The sequence below is a fragment of the Clostridium sp. AF36-4 genome (assembly GCF_003435975.1).
Lineage (GTDB): Bacteria > Bacillota > Clostridia > Lachnospirales > Lachnospiraceae > Eubacterium_F.
Genome location: NZ_QTVH01000025.1, coordinates 1 through 16660, shown reverse-complemented (window position 1 = coordinate 16660; position 16660 = coordinate 1). Strand labels below are relative to the sequence as shown.

Sequence of the window (16660 nt, the reverse complement as noted above, 5' to 3'; positions counted from 1 at the left end):
ATGGATGAGACAAACTTAAAAATAATCAATATGTCGGATGTTGAGTCGAAGGAAATATCGTGGCTCTGGTATCCATTTATCCCATATGGCAAACTAACAATCATTCAGGGTGATCCCGGAGAGGGAAAAACTACACTCGTATTGAACATTGCGGCAGTTCTTTCCAAAGGACAGGGGCTGGACGAACATATGAAACCGGAACAGCCACTGCATATTATTTACCAGACGGCAGAAGATGGCTTGGCTGATACTGTAAAGCCGAGACTTGAAAAGGCACGGGCTGACTGCAATAACATTTTTGTGATTGACGAAACGGATGTATCTCTTAGTATGCTGGATGAACGAATTGAGCAGGCAATTTTGAAGGAAAAAGCAAAGCTTATGATTCTGGATCCGATACAAGCATATCTTGGCGCCAAAATGGATATGAATCGTGCAAATGAAGCAAGAGATATGACAAAACATCTGGGGCAGGTGGCAGAACGGACCGGCTGTGCTATTGTTTTAATCGGTCATATGAATAAAAATGCCGGCGGGAAAATTGCCTATCGAGGAATGGGTTCTATTGATTTCTTTGCTGTGGCGAGAAGTGTGTTGCTGGTTGGCAGAGTAAAGGGACAGGAAAACCGGCGTGCCATGATACAGATAAAAAATAATCTGGCAGAACGAGGGCATGCCAAGTCCTTTGTTCTGACTGATGGAGTATTTACATGGAAAGGTGATTACGACATAACCGAGGATGAACTGGCTGGCGGATTTGCACCAAAAACCAGCAAGCAGGAAGAGGCAAAAGATTTGTTGGTTTCTTTAAGCTGCACTACAAAAGAAGCAGCAGTATCTCAGATACAGGAAAAAGCAAGAGACAGAGGCATTTCCTGGCGTACGATGGAAATGGTAAAAAAGGAACTGCAAATAAAATCCAAAAAGGTAAATAATGCCTGGTATTGGATTTTAGATAGTAAATATTTTTAGTCGCAAGGCAACAACGCAACAATACAAGCCATAGGAAAATACGGTGTTGCAATCGAAGATTTTGAGAAATCAACACCGCAAAAGCCATTGTCCTACATTGTTGCGTTGTTGTGTTTTGCTGGCAGAAAAATAACCAGAGAAAGGAAAAAATATGGAGAAAAAGAAAAATGTTACAATCCCGGAAGAATTATTTATAGATTTAGTGAAATATTTTCTGGCAGATATTCGATGGGATGAGGATAGGATACGATCACGATTGCAGGAGAAACTGGAAGCAATGGTGAAACGGGAACTGTATACCCGATATAAGACGGCTGGAACGCCAGAGGAAAGAGAGAAGGCAAGACAGGAGTATTTAGAGAAAGTCGGTATACCGGAGAACTTCAGATGGTGATTTTGGCCTATCTGTGATTACAATCTCGTGGCACGAGATTGTATGTACGGCGAAGTAAAAAAGGGTTCAAGGGAGTTTTCCCTTGCAAGGACATCCAAGGATAATCCTTTGATGTGCATCCGTGTGGACACAGGATGCGTATCTTGCAAGGCATAAAAGAACAAGAAAAATGTGCATTTTATGTGCTATAAATATACATTGAAATTGATGAAAAATGGGACAAAAATGGTACGCTTGGACATAATGTCCAGACAGGACAGGGAAAAACAACGGTATTTTTGCGTTTGGACAAATTGTCCAAACGTGAGAGCAAAGAAAATAATTTGTGTTTGGACATGATGTCCAAACGGTAACAGATAATTTGACATTTTACACGAGTACAGCCAAAAGAAACGGGGGGATAAAAGTGAATGGATTGACAGATTATCAGAACCGGCAGATGGAAAAGATGTTGAAATTTCTACGTGGCATAAATTTGTCGCAGGAAGAAATCCAGACGTTGATATGGTTGGCAGGGTGGGAAGAAAGTACGATTGATGTTTTCTTGTCGATAATGGGTAAAGTGGTGAAAGCAAGCAGTAAACAGACTTTTCAGAAATGCTGAAAAAGGGACTTTGTACAAATATGCAAATATAGAGGTGTGCTAAAAAAATATTTTGACATTATCAATGAATACGTTTATAATTTTGATATAAAGAGTTGTTATGACAGTTATCAGGAGGAATAGCAAATGACAATAGCAGAACAGATTAAAGTGTTATGCGTAAGGTGCAGCGTGAGCGAAGCAGAGCTTGCTAGACGACTTGGTAAATCGCCTCAAAGTTTTAATTCCAAAATGAAGCGTGAAAGTTTTACGGTGGATGATTTGGACAAAATTGCAGAGGTGCTTGGCGCTCAATTTAGCAGAGAATTTATTTTGGCAAATGGAGAAAAAATTTGATGGTAGATATAGTGAAAGAGTTTAGAATGGGAGAGTTGTTTTGCGGACCAGGTGGTTTAGCACTAGGTGCGACAACAGCAGAAATTGAAGATCCAGAATATAAGATTATACATAAATGGGCAAATGATTATGATCAGGATACATGCAATACTTATACAAGAAATATATGCCCGGAAGATAAAGAGAGCGTTATATGTGGTGATGTAAGACAACTTGATATTGATAAGCTGGGAGATATTGACGCACTCGCCTTTGGATTTCCATGTAATGACTTTTCGGTAGTTGGAGAACAGAAAGGTTTTGATGGAACATTTGGTCCCTTATATACATATGGGGTCAAGGTGCTTAAGAGATATCAGCCATTATGGTTTCTGGCGGAGAATGTGGGGGGATTGAAGAGTGCAAATGAGGGAAAAGCATTTAAAAAGATACAAGAAGATTTAAAAACAGCTGGGTATAGAATCTATCCCAATTTGTATAAATTTGAGGAGTATGGAGTTCCCCAGGCACGTCATAGAGTGATAATTGTTGGGATTCGCAAGGATTTACCTTTTGAGTTTAAAATTCCAAGTCCAGCATTGTATAAAGATGTAGATGTAACCTGTAAAAACGCTATAGAAAATCCGCCTATTACAAAGGATGCAGCAAACAATGAATTGACGAAACAGTCTCCACAGGTTATTAAACGGCTGTCATATATTAAACCAGGACAGAATGCATTTACGGCAGATTTGCCGGAAGAATTGCAGTTGAAAGTAAAGGGAGCAAAAATAAGTCAGATTTACAAACGCCTTGATCCAAGCAAGCCGGCATATACGGTGACTGGTTCTGGAGGCGGTGGTACGCATATGTATCATTATTCAGAACCAAGAGCATTGACAAATCGTGAACGGGCAAGACTTCAGACTTTCCCAGATGATTACATTTTTGAAGGTTCAAAAGAATCAGTGAGAAAGCAGATTGGCATGGCTGTTCCGGCAAAAGGTGCCAAAATTATTTTTGAGGCAATATTAAAAACCTTTGCTGGAATTGAATACGAAAGTATAGAACCAAGTATAAAGGAGTAAGGAATGTACACAGAGAATTTTGAAGAGCAAATTTTATTTGCACCTGCAAAAAAAGATGGAAAGGCATGTAATCATCTCAAAATTGTTACAGCATTTACTGATGTAGAACGTATTTCCAGTCATTTAATTAAGTTGTTTGATGGGAAAAACAAGGAATATGTAGCCAATATTAAAGTGGATATTATTTTAGGAATGATAAGAGGTGCAGGACTTACATTGAAAAAGCATAAGAAGATCTGTTTACTGCTTAAAAGGCTGAATAGCGTTTCAGGAATGCCTAAAGTTACCTGCCGTTATATAGTCGAAGGAAAGCAGGTGCATTCTAAAGTATATATTTGGTGCAAAGGAAATAAAGCCGTAGAAGCATATAATGGTTCTGCAAATTATACGATGAATGCATTTTTTGCTCGCCGCGAATGTATGGATTCCTGCAATCCGCAAGAGGCAAATCGATATTATAAAAGTTTATTGAAAGACACAATCGATTGCTTTGATGAATTAATAAAAGAAAAAGTGTCATTTTCAGTGAAAAGAAGTGCGGAAGAGGATATTGCAGATACAAACTTGGAGAACTTAACGTGGGAGCATTATCAAGAGTTGGAGCCGGTGGACAGTATTGAGGTTTCATTGTTAAAAGCGGATGGAAGTGATACTGGATACGGTTCTGGGGTAAATTGGGGCATTCGTAAAAATGGTTATAAACGAAATCGTAACCAGGCATATATTCCGTATAATACTGGTGACCAAAAAACAGGATTTTTTCCTAAGAAAAATGAAGATGGAACATATCCAGTGTTTAAGGTAGTTACACAAGATTATGACGCATTTTATATGCGGCAGGCACAGGCAAATGGTAAGGCCTTAGAAACACCAGAGAGCAACGCTATTATCGGTGAATGGATACGTCATAAGATAGGCGTGCCAGATGGAACTTATATTACAAAGCAGATGCTCGAAACAGCCGATGGCACAACAGTAGTATTTAAGAAATTTGAAGATGGTATTTATACGTTGGAGTACTAAAGGAGTGGTTGCATGTTAAACTATTGGTGGGTTACACGCCCTAAACGAAAATTAAATTCAATTCCTGAGGTGCTTGCTGCATTTGCGGACTTGTCGTTGAATGAAGAATGGGATGGTCAGAGAAATTCTCATTTAGCATACGAGGATGCATTGGAGCAGGCAGGGCTGAAAAGAAAAGGTGAACGGCGTGACCAGACTGGTGGAGGTGCAAGAACATATAAGGCATGGCTTGTCAGCCTTGGTTTGATATTTACGCAGGAGTCAACTGGCAGGATTAAATTGACACTGGCAGGAGAAGCAATTATGAGTGGAGATTCTCCAGTTGAAGTTTTGAAAGGACAGATACTGAAATATCAGTTTCCTTCTGCGTTTTCCATTGGACGCGGAGTGCAGGTCGCTCCAAGATTTAAAATCCGTCCCTTCCGATTTTTGTTAAAACTATTGATGGATGCGAGAGTTGCTTATCTGACAGAGGAAGAAATTGCTAAAATTGTTGTGACGGAAGCAGAAAACGAAAGTACAAAATGTTTCAATTATATTGTGGATAGGATTGAACAATTTCGTAGTTATGGAGATAGTTGCCTTGAAGAAGACTTTTTTGAAAAGTATAAGTCATCAAAGGGGAGTGTTAATCCAGAGCATCCGTACAGTCATCTTACAGATCTTGCTAATACACTGATAAATTGGCTGGAATATACGCAGTTGGTAAAACGCGATGGTGGAAAAGTTGCTGTGCTGCAAGAGAAAATTTCAGAGGTTAAACAGATATTGGAAGACATTCCTAAGTTTATTGACCGTCCTGAGCAGCATGAGTATTTTCAAAGAAAATATGGATTAGATCCAAAACATAAAAAAGATAATCGGAATCTTGCATTAACCAAAACCGTAACAGCAGCAATGATTGCAAGGCAGAAGATAATGCAGGCGTATATTACGGAATCTCTGCAAAGACCGATTACAAGAATTACACCAATGATTGTTGATTATATCGTACAGGTCACAGGAATTGATGGGAAAACAGTGGAAAATGTGTTGGTGGAAACATATCCAAATGGTTCTGTTGGTGCGTTTATGACAAAATACTTTGAAATGGCATTTAAAGGACGTGATGAAGCCACAGAATTTGAAAAGGCTACGGTAGAATTGTTTCAGGACGTGTTTGGATATGAAGCAAAGCATGTAGGCCCGATTGGTCTTACACCGGATGTGCTTTTGTTATCAGACAGTGATGGTTATCAGGCGATTCTTGATAATAAAGCATATCATAAGTATACAATCAGTAATGATCATTATAACCGGATGGTTCACAATTATATCGAGAATTTGTCCAATTATAGTGACTCTTCAAAAAGGCTGGCATTTTTTTCCTATATAGCAGGCGGTTTTGGGAAAAATATCGATAAACAGATACAGTCGGTAGTTGATGCAACTGGAGTAAATGGTTCAGCAATCAGTGTTACAAATATGATTAAAATGGTTGAACAGCATAATAAAGTGCCATATAGCCATAAAAGACTGTCTGAAATTTTTAGTGTGAATCGGCAGGTATTGATGCAGGATTTGATTTAAAGGTACAGAGGTGATGTGATGGATAACCTTACAAAAGAGCAACGGCGGAAAAATATGCAACATATTCACTCAAAAGATACTAAGATAGAGGTTATTCTGCGGAAAGCGTTGTGGCAGAAAGGGTATCGCTATCGCAAAAACTACAAAGATATTCCAGGCAAACCAGATATTGCGTTGACCAAGTACAAAATTGCGATATTCTGCGATGGAGAGTTTTTTCATGGGAAAGACTGGGAAGTCTTAAAGCCGCGATTAGAGAAAAGCAATAACGGAGAGTATTGGATTAGTAAAATATCACGAAACCGGGAACGGGATGATGAGATTAACAAGAAATTGTTATTTGAAGGATGGACTGTAATTCGGTTTTGGGGAAATGATATTAAGAAAAATACCGATGAATGCGTGAGAGTGGTGGAGGAAACGGTGTTTGATGTAATGACAAATGTTTAAATAAAAAAGATGAAAAGGTAAGCACTAGATTAAGGAGGTATTGATATGGGAAATTTTACACCAACAAAGTGGAAATTGAAAGATTTGTTAGCAGATATTGATTGTGGGAAATTAAGACTGCCATCATTTCAAAGAGATTATAAATGGAAAGCGTCTAAAGTTAAAAGATTACTCGATTCTATTCAATGTGATCATCCTGCCGGCTCATTGCTGTTTTTGGCTGTTGATTATAATGATCCTATAATTCCTGAAAAATCATTTGAAAACACAACAAAGGATAAACAGGTGGCGAATGTTGAGCACCTTGTTTTGGATGGACAGCAACGATTGACATCATGTTATTGTGCATTTTACAATTTAGGAAATAAGAGTTACTTTTTAGATTATATTAGGTTGATGGAATTAGATAAAAATAGTAGTGTAGAAGAAATTGAGTTTGCTGAATTAATAATTGATAAAAAGCATATGGACTTTCCTGATCAAATGTTGGATAAGGGACTTATGCCATTATCATATATTAAAGATGCAAAGGCTATGCGTGAATTATTAAAACCATACAAAGATAGTATTAGAAAGAATCAAGAAAAAGAAGAAATTTATGATTTTTTGGATTGTAAAATAGGCGATTATCTAGATACAATATTTGAGTATGAATTTCCTGTTGTTATCTTACCAAAGGAACTGACATTAGATGCAGTATGCAAAGTGTTTCAAACAATTAATTCGACAGGACTAAAATTATCTGCATTTGATATATGTGTTGCGAAGTTCATGAGACAATCAATAGACTTGAAAAGTATGGTAAAAGATGCAGAGAAAACGAAATATGTAAAAAAAGTATTAGATGTTGATGAAACATTGGTGTTGCAAACAATTGCATTGTTATCAGGAAAGTCGCCCAAAAAGAGCAAATTGGCTGATGGCTTGGAAAAACATGATATTGATAATTACTGGAACCGCGTAATAGAAAGTATGTCTACAACAATGGGATTGTTGGATGATTTTGGAGCAGGGACGCGAAAAAGTTTATTTTTGCTACCATACAAACCGGTTATTCCATTATTTACAGCGGTTTTAGTTAATAGAGACTATAAAAATTTGAGAATTGATGTCAAAGCGAATATCGAGCAAAAAATCAAGTTGTTCTTTTTTTATACAGCATTGGTCTCGCGGTACACAGAGGGCACAGATAATAAATTAAAAGAAGATTATCAATTACTTCTCAAGTGGATTATAAGTGATCAAGAGCCATCAGGTGTTTCTGACGGAATATTATGGAATACACGTAAATATATTACGATTACTAAGAAGAGTGCTTTTGGTAAAGCGGTATTGTGTTTGATTAATGCTCAAAAACCTAGTGATTTTTACGAGAATAAGATAGTTGGAGTGGGTGAGAATATAGAAACATCACAAATTCATCATATTTTTCCAGAAGCAAAATATAAAGGAGTGGCTGGTGAAAGTATTAATTCAATATTCAATTACACATTTTTAACAAGTGAAGCTAATAATTTTATCAGTAATAAAGATACAAGAAAGTATATATCTGAAATTTTGCAAACAAGGTGTATTTCGGAAAAAACTTTTAAAGACGTGTTACATAAACATATTATTGATGAGGAATGCTATAAGTATTTTTGTTCGGAAGAGTATGAACAATTTTTGGAGAAAAGAGCGGAATGTATAAGAAAGAAATTTGTCGGAATGGGTATTCATATACAAAATGTTTCGAAAGAACAAATTGATGAAGCAGTTGATGATGAGGATTTGACAAGTGATACAGAATGATGTTATCTGTGATGATTTGCGTATATGGTTGGGTGCAAAACTTGAGAAAAATCCGAAAGTAATTATTAGTTTTGAGCAGAGGTAAAAATGGAAAATATGTCCGCTTTTGAATGTTGTTCATTTGTTCAATTAATACAGAATTAACTTTTGGTAAAAGTCTGAAATATACTAATGAGAAAGATGACGGAAAAATAAATGTTTAATATGCAGGGGATTTACGAATATAGTATCAATCAGAAAGATGAAAAAATTCGTGAGTTTGTCAAACCCGCTAGCGTAAGAATAAACAGCCTAAACATTCAGAATAATTCTTCAAAGGAGCAGTTAAACATAATATATAGGTGTTGGAATTAAATATATTAGTTTATGAAGAGTCGAAAGAAGATGTATTTGGTAGTTTGACTATTGATAATGTAAGAAAAATAGACAATTATAAGGGCTAATTAACGAGGTGAGTTAATGCGTAGAGAACCGCAAAAATGGGAATATAGTAGAGAAACGTCATTTTATAATAGTGACGATTATAGAAGTAAATTTTATAAGGGAAAATGGGAGAAAGCTTGGATAAAAGATCGAATACAATATGCCATTACTGACAGAATAAATTTATTTGAGGCTTTGTGGGATGGATATACAGATAAAATGGAACATATTCCTAAAAGTTTGTTCAAGTTTTATCCGTTTAATCAAAATAGTTTAAAATGTTTAGAAGCAAATGAAGTATTTATGAATGACCCTAATAATTTTAACGACCCATTTGATTGTGTGTTATGTGCGAACAAAATGGAATATTTGAAACAGTCGCTGGTGGAATATTTATCGGAAACTGATGCGGTGAATCGTGGTATATTGTCATTAGAAGAACTCAATAAATTAAAAAACAGCCATTGTGGAAGTGGGGAAAGGGAGAATGTCTATAGTACTTTTAATAGCGTAGTTAGTCACATATGTTATGATGCAGCTTTAAGAGAATTTCGGAAGGGTAGTGACGAGATTGGAGAAGCATTACATAGTTTTGCGATAAAATATCAACAGAGAATGAAAGAATTGCGTAAAAGCGTTGTGAGAATTACATCATTTTCAGATATTAACAAATTTAAACTGACATCCTACATGGAATTATGGTCTCATTATGCTCAGAATCATGAAGGGTTTTGCATTGAGTATGATTTGACAAAATCTATTATGGATAATAAGGAAAATGCAATGGTTCTAGGAGGGTTGCTACCATGCGAATACGGTGCTAGACAAGTTGTTTTAAGCAAAAGAAAAGTATATAAATATGTAAATAAGATACCATTTACAGCATATGAGCAAATGGAGTTTGAAAAAAGTATTTTGCTTTCTTTTCTGACAAAGTCTTCATCGTGGAAATATGAAAATGAGTGGCGGCTTTTAATACCTGTAGATATTTGCAAAATATATGGTAATATGATTCCGTTCTTTCCAATAAAAGCAATATATATTGGATGCAGGATGCCAATTGATAACCAAGAATATTTATATCGGTTTGCACAACGTAAGAATATTGATATTTATAATATGACTATGCATGAATACAATTTCGAATTGGAGGGTGATTATTCAAACAAAAATATAGATGAATATTTTGAACGAAAATATGAGAAAAGGCAAAGAAATTTAAGAGACAGCCGTTATAAATTTTGGAAGTATTAGCATTGAAAGATTAATTTTTGAATATAATTAGCTCAAGATTAGTTCAACATGGTTTGTTAAATATGCTTTGCTGGCTGAACTGCTGAATGTGGAGAAGAAGATATAAAAACTTGTCAGCAAAATGTAAGCAAAAAATCCTGAAAACTCGAAAAAACACTGGAATAAGTAGGATTATCATACAAGATACTTATTCCAACGAAATGGTAAACCACAATATATAGGTATCAGAATTGAGTTTGAATAGTATCCATAAGTCTGGGAAGCTTTATAAACAGGGCGTTCCTGGACTTTTTCTTTGCTACTAATTTGCTACTAAACACATTTTAGTGTGCTGCCGTCAGGATAATCACCAACTTGTTAAAATACGGTGGATTATGTACATTCATATCTGTTAAATATATGTGACACCACGAAAAAATGTTCGAAAAAAATACAATAGATTGAAGTTACAGTCGCTTTAGAGCTATAAAATAAAAGCAAAATCCAGTGCGAGTGGGATGATTATTGGACAGCTGGGAATGTATTATACAATCAAAGACAACCAAAGAGAAAAGAAAAAGAACATCGTATGAAAAATCATTACTGTAAAGCGAAAGGATGGTGTCTGATATGAACAATTCGGGAGCAGAATTTTTAGGCAAGGTTTTAGGCGTAATTGGTTTCTTTGTTATTATAGGTTTAATCGGTGGGGCATTTGGAAATGATGAGCCGACATGTATTAAGCCGGGATGCGATAATACGCAGGCGGCAGGCAGTAGTTATTGTTATTTACATAAACCGTCAAGTTACCGGTCCTCGTATGGCACATCGTCAGGATCGACATATAATTCGGACTCTACAAGTAGTTACAGTTCTGGAAATTCAAGCCATAGCACTGGAAAGTATTCGTCTAAGACTGATCACAGCACAGGCTATCGTTCCGAAATGTATGACTATGACAATGCGGATGATTATGCAGATGACTATGCAGAGGATTATGCAATTGACGAATTTGGTGATGTAGATAGCGAGGAAGCGTATGACTATGGTTATGATGAAGCTTACGATGACTGGGAAGATGAGATGGATGACTGATGCAGAAATTGCCTGGATGAAACAGGAGGAAAGAAGCCATTATGGGATGGTTTGGGGATAAGCTATTAAGAAAAATATGTACTTTGTCAAAGGCTCTCCGTTTTGATGAATTACGGAAAGTTTTGGAGAGTTATGGCTATAAGATGAATGTCCCAAAAGGTGGGAGCAGTCATTACACATTCAGAAAAGCCGGATGCCAGCCGATTACGATACCGAAGCATGAACCCATCAAAAAGATATATATAGAAATGGTAAAGCAGATTGTGGAAAGTGAGGCGGTGAATGATGAAAACGCTTAATGATTATTTGTTAATGAATTATCGCATGGAAATTGTAGAGGATAAGGATGAGGGGGGGTTGTTTCATTTCCGGAACTTCTGGGATGTATTACCTGTGGAGAAACAGTAGAATCCGCTGTTGCAAACGCTTTAGATGCCAAGAAAGCATGGTTGGAAGCTGCTATGGATTCTTAAGTATTAAATTAGCTCGTTTTCTTGCAGAACGCCATAGAACATGGCACGTCCTGAATAATTCCAATATGCACAATCCTGTTCCATAAATAACCATTTTACAGCTAATAAAATGATTTCGATAGGATGTTCATTACCGGCATAATCACGGAAAGTTGCACCAGACGGAGTGAGTGAAACAGGGTTGCACTCATATATTTCTTGCAGTTTTTGTGCGATAATAGGATAGGTTTGAGTAAAATTGATTTTACAATCGGTTAAAGCATCTATAATGTCTTGGTGGCTTGGATTAGAATACCGGCGATTTTTTTTGAAAAAAAGGCCCTTAATATTTACAGTAAAATCAAATCCTTTATTTAGTTGGGTTGGACGTTTAAGAAAAACGCCATAATCACCAAATTGTTCAACATTGTATTGATAACGTGATGCATCATCGCCTGTTCCTATACCAGGAGATTCGCATAAAAAAGTCTGAATTAGATTTTTACGCATGGAAATACGGTCACCTAAAGGCAATGAATAGTTAATTATATGTGTCATAAGTAGATACCTCCTTAAAAAATTCATTAATCTCAACACTAAGTACATTTGCAATTTGATTAAGAACAGATATGGAAACGCTTTTATCACATCCGGTGGCTTCAATTTTAGAAAGATAACTGATGCTTATCTTTGCTTGTTCTGCAAGTTGAACTTGTGTCAAGTTAGCTTGTTCTCTATAATGTTTTATATTTGTACCTATAACATGGTATAGCTCAATGGCATTTTCAAAATACATATCAATGCCTCTTTCATTATTTGTGAATATTATCTTATGAGAAGAGGCTTATATAAATTCACTTATTGTGAAAGTGGAAATAAGGGTGGATTTTTTATATAAAATGATGTAGACTTAGTGGTATCATCTGAGAGAAAGAAGTGTGAGTGCTTTTTGCAACGTATGAAGCAATGAGCATCGGAAGGAGGAATGGCTTATAAGTTTACAACCAACTAATTTTAATCTTGAATCAACAACAATCTGGTCTTTTGCGGACAGGGGCCGTTGGGCAACACATTCAGGAAAATATCGGGGAAATTGGTCTCCGTATGTACCAAGAAATCTAATACTTCGTTATTCAAAACCGGGAGACTGGGTCTTAGATCAATTTATGGGGAGTGGAACAACCTTGATAGAGGCAAAACTGCTCAATCGTCATGCAGTAGGTGTTGACATCAATCCACAATCCGTTTCTATAGCTCAAGAAAATTTACAATTCCGATGCGATACAAATTCGAAAATATTTGCCAAGAATGGGAGTGCCATGGATTTGCATTTTATCAAAGATAGCCGAATTGACTTTATTTGTACTCATCCCCCATATTCCAACATTATTAAATATAGTAAAGAGATAGAAGGTGATATTTCGTTGCTGGATGTAGATGACTTTTTGATTGAAATGAAAAAAGTGGCAGAAGAATCTTTTCGGGTTCTGAAAAATGGGAAGATGTGTGCTGTAATGATGGGGGATGTACGGAAACGCGGAAAAGTTATTCCATTAGGGTTTCGTATGATGGAATGTTTTTTACAGGCAGGTTTTGTGAATAAGGAGATTATTATTAAAGAACAACATAATTGTCGCGCAACGGATTATTGGAAAAGACAGAATAACAATTTTTTGCTTTTGGCACATGAGTATATATTTGTTTTTCAAAAGCCTCATAATTGATAACGCAAGAAGGTTTTTGTTGTTATTTTCGATGTTTGCAAGTATAATGGATATGAAAAAGGTTGTCTATTTGGACATAGAGAAGAGGAATCAAAATGAGTAATTCAAAGGTCGCTCCATTTGTGAAGTGGGCTGGTGGTAAACGGCAGCTGCTTCCGCAAATAGAGGAGAGAATGCCTGAAAAATATAATAATTATATTGAACCATTTGTAGGTGGTGGCGCAGTTGTATTTGGATTACTACCTGAAAATGCTTTGATTAATGACATAAATGAGGCATTGATAAATGCCTATAGACAGATATGTAATGAACCGGATATGTTTTTGAAGGTGATAAACAAACTCGATCAAGAAATGTGGGAAGATGGTAAGAAATATTATTATTCATTACGGGAGCATTATAATGATAAGTTAATGAAGGCAGAATATGATGTAGAGTTAGCAGCTTTGTTTGTGTTTATAAATAAGCATTGTTTTAATGGCTTATACCGTGTGAACGGCAAAGGTTTGTTTAATGTTCCTTATAATAACAGCCGCAGGTCCTCTGTTGACGAAAGTTTAATTATGGAGGTTTCAGAGTATCTTCAGGGAATAACAATTATGAATGGTGATTTTCAGGAGATTTCTGCAAGTGCCAAGAAGGGAGATTTTATTTTCTTGGATAGTCCGTATGCGCCATTGAATCCAACGTCCTTCGAATCTTATACAAAAGAAGGCTTTGATATAGAAAGCCATAGACGGTTATCAAAGTTTTATGACGAATTAACAGCCAAAGGATGCTATTGCATGCTTACAAATCATAATACGGAGTTAATCAATGAACTGTATGGAAACAAGGGGTACAAGATAGATGTTGTAAGTGTAAAACGTATGATTAATTCAGATGCATCAAACAGAGTTGGTGAAGAAGTAATTATATGTAATTATTAGAGGAGAGTTGAGATAATGGAAAACTTATTTACAAAAAAGGTGCCATTATTTTTTGAAACAGAGGAATCTCAATTAATAGTGGGGGATTCGTTTAAAATTCTAACAAAGATGAAGCCGGAATCTGTAGATATGATATTTGCAGATCCTCCGTATTTTTTAAGCAATGACGGAATTACTTGTCAGGGCGGGAAAATGGTTTCAGTAAATAAAGGCTCGTGGGATAAACTTTCAGAGAGCGAAACAAGCATTGAAGAAAAACACAAGTTTAACAGAAAATGGATTAGGTTATGTAAAAAAGTATTAAAGCCGAATGGCTCGATATGGATATCAGGAACATTGCATAATATATATTCGATTGGTATGGCATTGGAGCAGGAAGGTTTCAAAATAATCAATAACATTACATGGCAGAAAACAAATCCCCCACCCAATTTAGCGTGCCGTTGTTTTACACATTCTACGGAAACTATTTTATGGGCTAGAAAAAAGGATAAGAAGTCCAAGCATTTTTTCAATTATCAGAAGATGAAGGAAATGAATGGTGGAAAACAGATGAAGGATGTGTGGACAGGCTCATTGACAAAGCCATCGGAAAAAAAGGAGGGAAAGCATCCAACACAGAAACCAGAGTATCTGCTGGAAAGAATTGTTTTAGCTTCCACTGAGGAAGGACAGGTGATATTGGATCCTTTCTGTGGTTCCGGGACAACCGGAGTAGAGGCGGTGCGATTTGGAAGGAAATTTATTGGAATCGATGTAAATGAAGAATATATGGAGATATCAAAAAGAAGATTGGAGAAGGTAGCAAATGACAAATAGAAATTTTGATGAATGGTTAAGTAAATTCAGACCGAGTATATCAAGTTATGATTACTATATTGACTTTGAAAAAGTCATAAGAAATGTAGAAAAAATCAAGGTGGAACTGAATATTTTAAATTCTTTGATTGGCTCAAAAAATATTGAGGCAGAATTTGAGAAAATAGTGACAAAGTATCCGGAAACATTACAATGTGTTCCACTGCTTCTTGCGGTAAGAGGGCGTGAAATATATGCCCAGGATGAAGAAGGAGCGTTCTTATATAATTTTAAGAAGATGAATTACAGTGTGGAGCAGTATAAAGTATTCATGCGAAAGACAGGATTGTTTGATATGATTGCAAATCATTTGGTAAATAATCTTGTGGATTATGCACTGGGTATCGAAACTGGATTGGATTCTAACGGCCGTAAAAATCGTGGTGGTCATCAGATGGAAGATTTGGTTGAAAAATATATTGTGGCAGCAGGCTTTGAGAAGGATGTAAATTACTTTAAGGAAATGTATCTTAAGGACATTGAAGAAAAGTGGAACATTGATTTGTCAGCACTTTCTAATGAGGGTAAGGCAGCTAAGAGATTTGATTTCGTAATCAAGACGGATAAGATGATTTATGCTATTGAGACAAACTTCTATGGTGGCGGTGGCTCAAAACTTAATGAGACTGCACGAAGCTACAAGATGCTTTCTCAGGAGGCGGATACTATAGATGGTTTTACCTTTGTGTGGTTTACAGACGGAATCGGCTGGAAGAGTGCAAGAGGTAATTTGAGAGAAACATTCGAGGTCATGGATACGATTTATAGTATTGATGATATGGAGAATGGGGTTATGGAAAAAATATTTATTGTTTAGAATAGGAAGTGATTAAATGAATGTTTTTGCAATAAACAAGGGAGTAGCACTAGAACTTTCAGTTGATGAATTTGAGAAACAAACATACCACATGTATCCTTATTATATAAAGAGGAAAGGTAAAGGCCTTTCATTGCATGCTATTTGCCCGGAATGTGGAAATCCAATTCAAATTGTAAATATGTATGGAGCGGAAATGATGCAGAAGGTAACTCGCAAGGTAGTCCTTTATGCAAAACATGCAGGGCGGCCGGTAGAAGGATTTCCATATTGGAATGAGCATGAAATGAAAAATTGCTCACTTTACAAACCATCAAGGTTGGGAAATATAGAGATAAGAAAAAACACGAAAGAGTCTGAAAAGATAAAAAACATTATTGAAACTAAATGGAGAAAGATAAAGCAAGATATTAGAGAAATTACAGGAATAAATTTAAAGAATAGTGTTATGCAACATATGTATGAGGTGTTTATGGAGTCTAAGGCATATAATTACAAGGCAGTTAATGCGTACAATATACCATATGCTATGCTTAGGTATCAAGATGCCATATCTATTTATGGTGTTTTCTTATTTAATTCTCCTATGAGTAGAATTGTCAAAGATGAAATTAATAAAAATAGTAGATATTTTGTGATTCAGGGTAATAGAATAAGAAAAAAGGTAAATGGGTTTCATAAAATTGGTATATATTTTACGAAATATCAGAATGTGAAAAATAAGCAATATATACATATGGTGGTGTATGAGACTAATAGTTCCGGGAGAAAAGCCGTTATATTTAAACAAAAAATAGAAATGAAACCATGGATTTATGCATGAAAAAATATGCAAAATGCATATGCCACAAGAGATGTTTAAATTTCAAAGGAGATGACAAACTATAAATAGTCAAGAGGTTTTTGAAAAAAATTATACTTGT

General features: G+C 35.9%; 19 protein-coding genes and 1 pseudogene. 18 read left to right on the top strand and 2 right to left on the bottom strand.

Annotation, left to right across the window (positions count from 1 at the left end; genetic code table 11):
• The 13 genes and pseudogenes from DW005_RS11330 to DW005_RS11270 all read left to right on the top strand — a co-directional run.
• A complete protein-coding gene (locus tag DW005_RS11330) occupies positions 1-972 on the top strand; it encodes an AAA family ATPase (protein WP_117479525.1) in 972 nt (323 codons plus the stop codon).
• 151 nt (positions 973-1123) lie between these two features.
• Entirely contained in the window at positions 1124-1366 is a 243-nt protein-coding gene (locus tag DW005_RS11325; RefSeq protein ID WP_117479523.1) for a complexin-2, read from the top strand.
• 406 nt (positions 1367-1772) lie between these two features.
• Positions 1773-1970 (top strand): hypothetical protein, encoded by a 198-nt coding sequence (locus DW005_RS11320; RefSeq protein WP_242989444.1) that lies wholly within the window; start codon positions 1773-1775, stop codon positions 1968-1970.
• Between the two features lie 126 nt (positions 1971-2096).
• Positions 2097-2306: a helix-turn-helix domain-containing protein gene (locus tag DW005_RS11315; protein ID WP_117479521.1), complete on the top strand. Its 210-nt coding sequence runs from the start codon at positions 2097-2099 to the stop codon at positions 2304-2306.
• Positions 2306-3373, top strand: a complete 1068-nt coding sequence (locus DW005_RS11310) for a DNA cytosine methyltransferase (protein ID WP_117479519.1) — start codon at positions 2306-2308, stop codon at positions 3371-3373. The genes DW005_RS11315 and DW005_RS11310 overlap by 1 nt, the downstream gene beginning before the upstream one ends.
• A 3-nt stretch (positions 3374-3376) precedes the next feature.
• Positions 3377-4396 (top strand): restriction endonuclease PLD domain-containing protein, encoded by a 1020-nt coding sequence (locus tag DW005_RS11305; RefSeq protein WP_117479517.1) that lies wholly within the window; start codon positions 3377-3379, stop codon positions 4394-4396.
• Between the two features lie 12 nt (positions 4397-4408).
• Positions 4409-5965, top strand: a complete 1557-nt coding sequence (locus DW005_RS11300; protein ID WP_117479515.1) for a restriction endonuclease FokI C-terminal domain-containing protein — start codon at positions 4409-4411, stop codon at positions 5963-5965.
• Between the two features lie 18 nt (positions 5966-5983).
• Positions 5984-6415 (top strand): very short patch repair endonuclease, encoded by a 432-nt coding sequence (locus tag DW005_RS11295; RefSeq protein WP_117479514.1) that lies wholly within the window; start codon positions 5984-5986, stop codon positions 6413-6415.
• Positions 6416-6460: 45 nt separating this feature from the next.
• Complete coding sequence (locus DW005_RS11290) at positions 6461-8206, top strand: DUF262 domain-containing protein (protein ID WP_117479512.1); 1746 nt, start codon at positions 6461-6463, stop codon at positions 8204-8206.
• A gap of 459 nt (positions 8207-8665) precedes the next feature.
• Complete coding sequence (locus DW005_RS11285; protein WP_117479510.1) at positions 8666-9883, top strand: DUF2971 domain-containing protein; 1218 nt, start codon at positions 8666-8668, stop codon at positions 9881-9883.
• 609 nt (positions 9884-10492) lie between these two features.
• Positions 10493-10957 (top strand): hypothetical protein, encoded by a 465-nt coding sequence (locus DW005_RS11280; RefSeq protein WP_117479508.1) that lies wholly within the window; start codon positions 10493-10495, stop codon positions 10955-10957.
• Between the two features lie 41 nt (positions 10958-10998).
• On the top strand, positions 10999-11256 hold the full coding sequence (locus DW005_RS11275) for a type II toxin-antitoxin system HicA family toxin (RefSeq protein WP_117479506.1): 258 nt from the start codon (positions 10999-11001) through the stop codon (positions 11254-11256).
• A pseudogene (locus tag DW005_RS11270) lies at positions 11243-11424 on the top strand (type II toxin-antitoxin system HicB family antitoxin); the annotation flags it as partial. The gene DW005_RS11275 and the pseudogene DW005_RS11270, both read left to right, overlap by 14 nt.
• A 9-nt stretch (positions 11425-11433) precedes the next feature.
• Here DW005_RS11270 and DW005_RS11265 read toward each other — a convergent pair.
• Complete coding sequence (locus DW005_RS11265) at positions 11434-11967, bottom strand: hypothetical protein (RefSeq protein WP_117479504.1); 534 nt, start codon at positions 11965-11967, stop codon at positions 11434-11436.
• Positions 11951-12205: a helix-turn-helix transcriptional regulator gene (locus tag DW005_RS11260; protein WP_117479502.1), complete on the bottom strand. Its 255-nt coding sequence runs from the start codon at positions 12203-12205 to the stop codon at positions 11951-11953. Before DW005_RS11260 ends, DW005_RS11265 begins: the two co-directional genes overlap by 17 nt.
• A gap of 196 nt (positions 12206-12401) precedes the next feature.
• On the opposite strand from DW005_RS11260, the gene DW005_RS11255 reads away from it, so the two are divergent.
• The 5 genes from DW005_RS11255 (at position 12402) to DW005_RS11235 (ending at position 16560) form a co-directional block, all read left to right on the top strand.
• A complete protein-coding gene (locus DW005_RS11255; protein ID WP_181975040.1) occupies positions 12402-13133 on the top strand; it encodes a DNA methyltransferase in 732 nt (243 codons plus the stop codon).
• A gap of 95 nt (positions 13134-13228) precedes the next feature.
• On the top strand, positions 13229-14062 hold the full coding sequence (locus DW005_RS11250) for a DNA adenine methylase (RefSeq protein ID WP_117479498.1): 834 nt from the start codon (positions 13229-13231) through the stop codon (positions 14060-14062).
• Between the two features lie 15 nt (positions 14063-14077).
• The gene (locus DW005_RS11245; RefSeq protein WP_117479496.1) at positions 14078-14881 is read left to right on the top strand and encodes a site-specific DNA-methyltransferase; all 804 of its coding nucleotides are present in this window, start codon (positions 14078-14080) and stop codon (positions 14879-14881) included.
• Positions 14871-15737: a type II restriction endonuclease gene (locus DW005_RS11240; protein ID WP_117479494.1), complete on the top strand. Its 867-nt coding sequence runs from the start codon at positions 14871-14873 to the stop codon at positions 15735-15737. Before DW005_RS11245 ends, DW005_RS11240 begins: the two co-directional genes overlap by 11 nt.
• Before the next feature lie 16 nt (positions 15738-15753).
• Positions 15754-16560, top strand: coding sequence for a hypothetical protein (locus DW005_RS11235; protein ID WP_117479492.1), 807 nt, complete (start codon positions 15754-15756; stop codon positions 16558-16560).
• Positions 16561-16660: the final 100 nt, after the last annotated feature.

Coding starts and splice junctions, on each gene's coding strand:
- DW005_RS11330 (WP_117479525.1), top strand. CDS start 1: ATGGATGAGACAAACTTAAAAATAATCAATATGTCGGATGTTGAGTCG.
- DW005_RS11325 (WP_117479523.1), top strand. CDS start 1,124: ATGGAGAAAAAGAAAAATGTTACAATCCCGGAAGAATTATTTATAGAT.
- DW005_RS11315 (WP_117479521.1), top strand. CDS start 2,097: ATGACAATAGCAGAACAGATTAAAGTGTTATGCGTAAGGTGCAGCGTG.
- DW005_RS11310 (WP_117479519.1), top strand. CDS start 2,306: ATGGTAGATATAGTGAAAGAGTTTAGAATGGGAGAGTTGTTTTGCGGA.
- DW005_RS11305 (WP_117479517.1), top strand. CDS start 3,377: ATGTACACAGAGAATTTTGAAGAGCAAATTTTATTTGCACCTGCAAAA.
- DW005_RS11300 (WP_117479515.1), top strand. CDS start 4,409: ATGTTAAACTATTGGTGGGTTACACGCCCTAAACGAAAATTAAATTCA.
- DW005_RS11295 (WP_117479514.1), top strand. CDS start 5,984: ATGGATAACCTTACAAAAGAGCAACGGCGGAAAAATATGCAACATATT.
- DW005_RS11290 (WP_117479512.1), top strand. CDS start 6,461: ATGGGAAATTTTACACCAACAAAGTGGAAATTGAAAGATTTGTTAGCA.
- DW005_RS11285 (WP_117479510.1), top strand. CDS start 8,666: ATGCGTAGAGAACCGCAAAAATGGGAATATAGTAGAGAAACGTCATTT.
- DW005_RS11280 (WP_117479508.1), top strand. CDS start 10,493: ATGAACAATTCGGGAGCAGAATTTTTAGGCAAGGTTTTAGGCGTAATT.
- DW005_RS11275 (WP_117479506.1), top strand. CDS start 10,999: ATGGGATGGTTTGGGGATAAGCTATTAAGAAAAATATGTACTTTGTCA.
- DW005_RS11265 (WP_117479504.1), bottom strand. CDS start 11,967: ATGACACATATAATTAACTATTCATTGCCTTTAGGTGACCGTATTTCC.
- DW005_RS11260 (WP_117479502.1), bottom strand. CDS start 12,205: ATGTATTTTGAAAATGCCATTGAGCTATACCATGTTATAGGTACAAAT.
- DW005_RS11250 (WP_117479498.1), top strand. CDS start 13,229: ATGAGTAATTCAAAGGTCGCTCCATTTGTGAAGTGGGCTGGTGGTAAA.
- DW005_RS11245 (WP_117479496.1), top strand. CDS start 14,078: ATGGAAAACTTATTTACAAAAAAGGTGCCATTATTTTTTGAAACAGAG.
- DW005_RS11240 (WP_117479494.1), top strand. CDS start 14,871: ATGACAAATAGAAATTTTGATGAATGGTTAAGTAAATTCAGACCGAGT.
- DW005_RS11235 (WP_117479492.1), top strand. CDS start 15,754: ATGAATGTTTTTGCAATAAACAAGGGAGTAGCACTAGAACTTTCAGTT.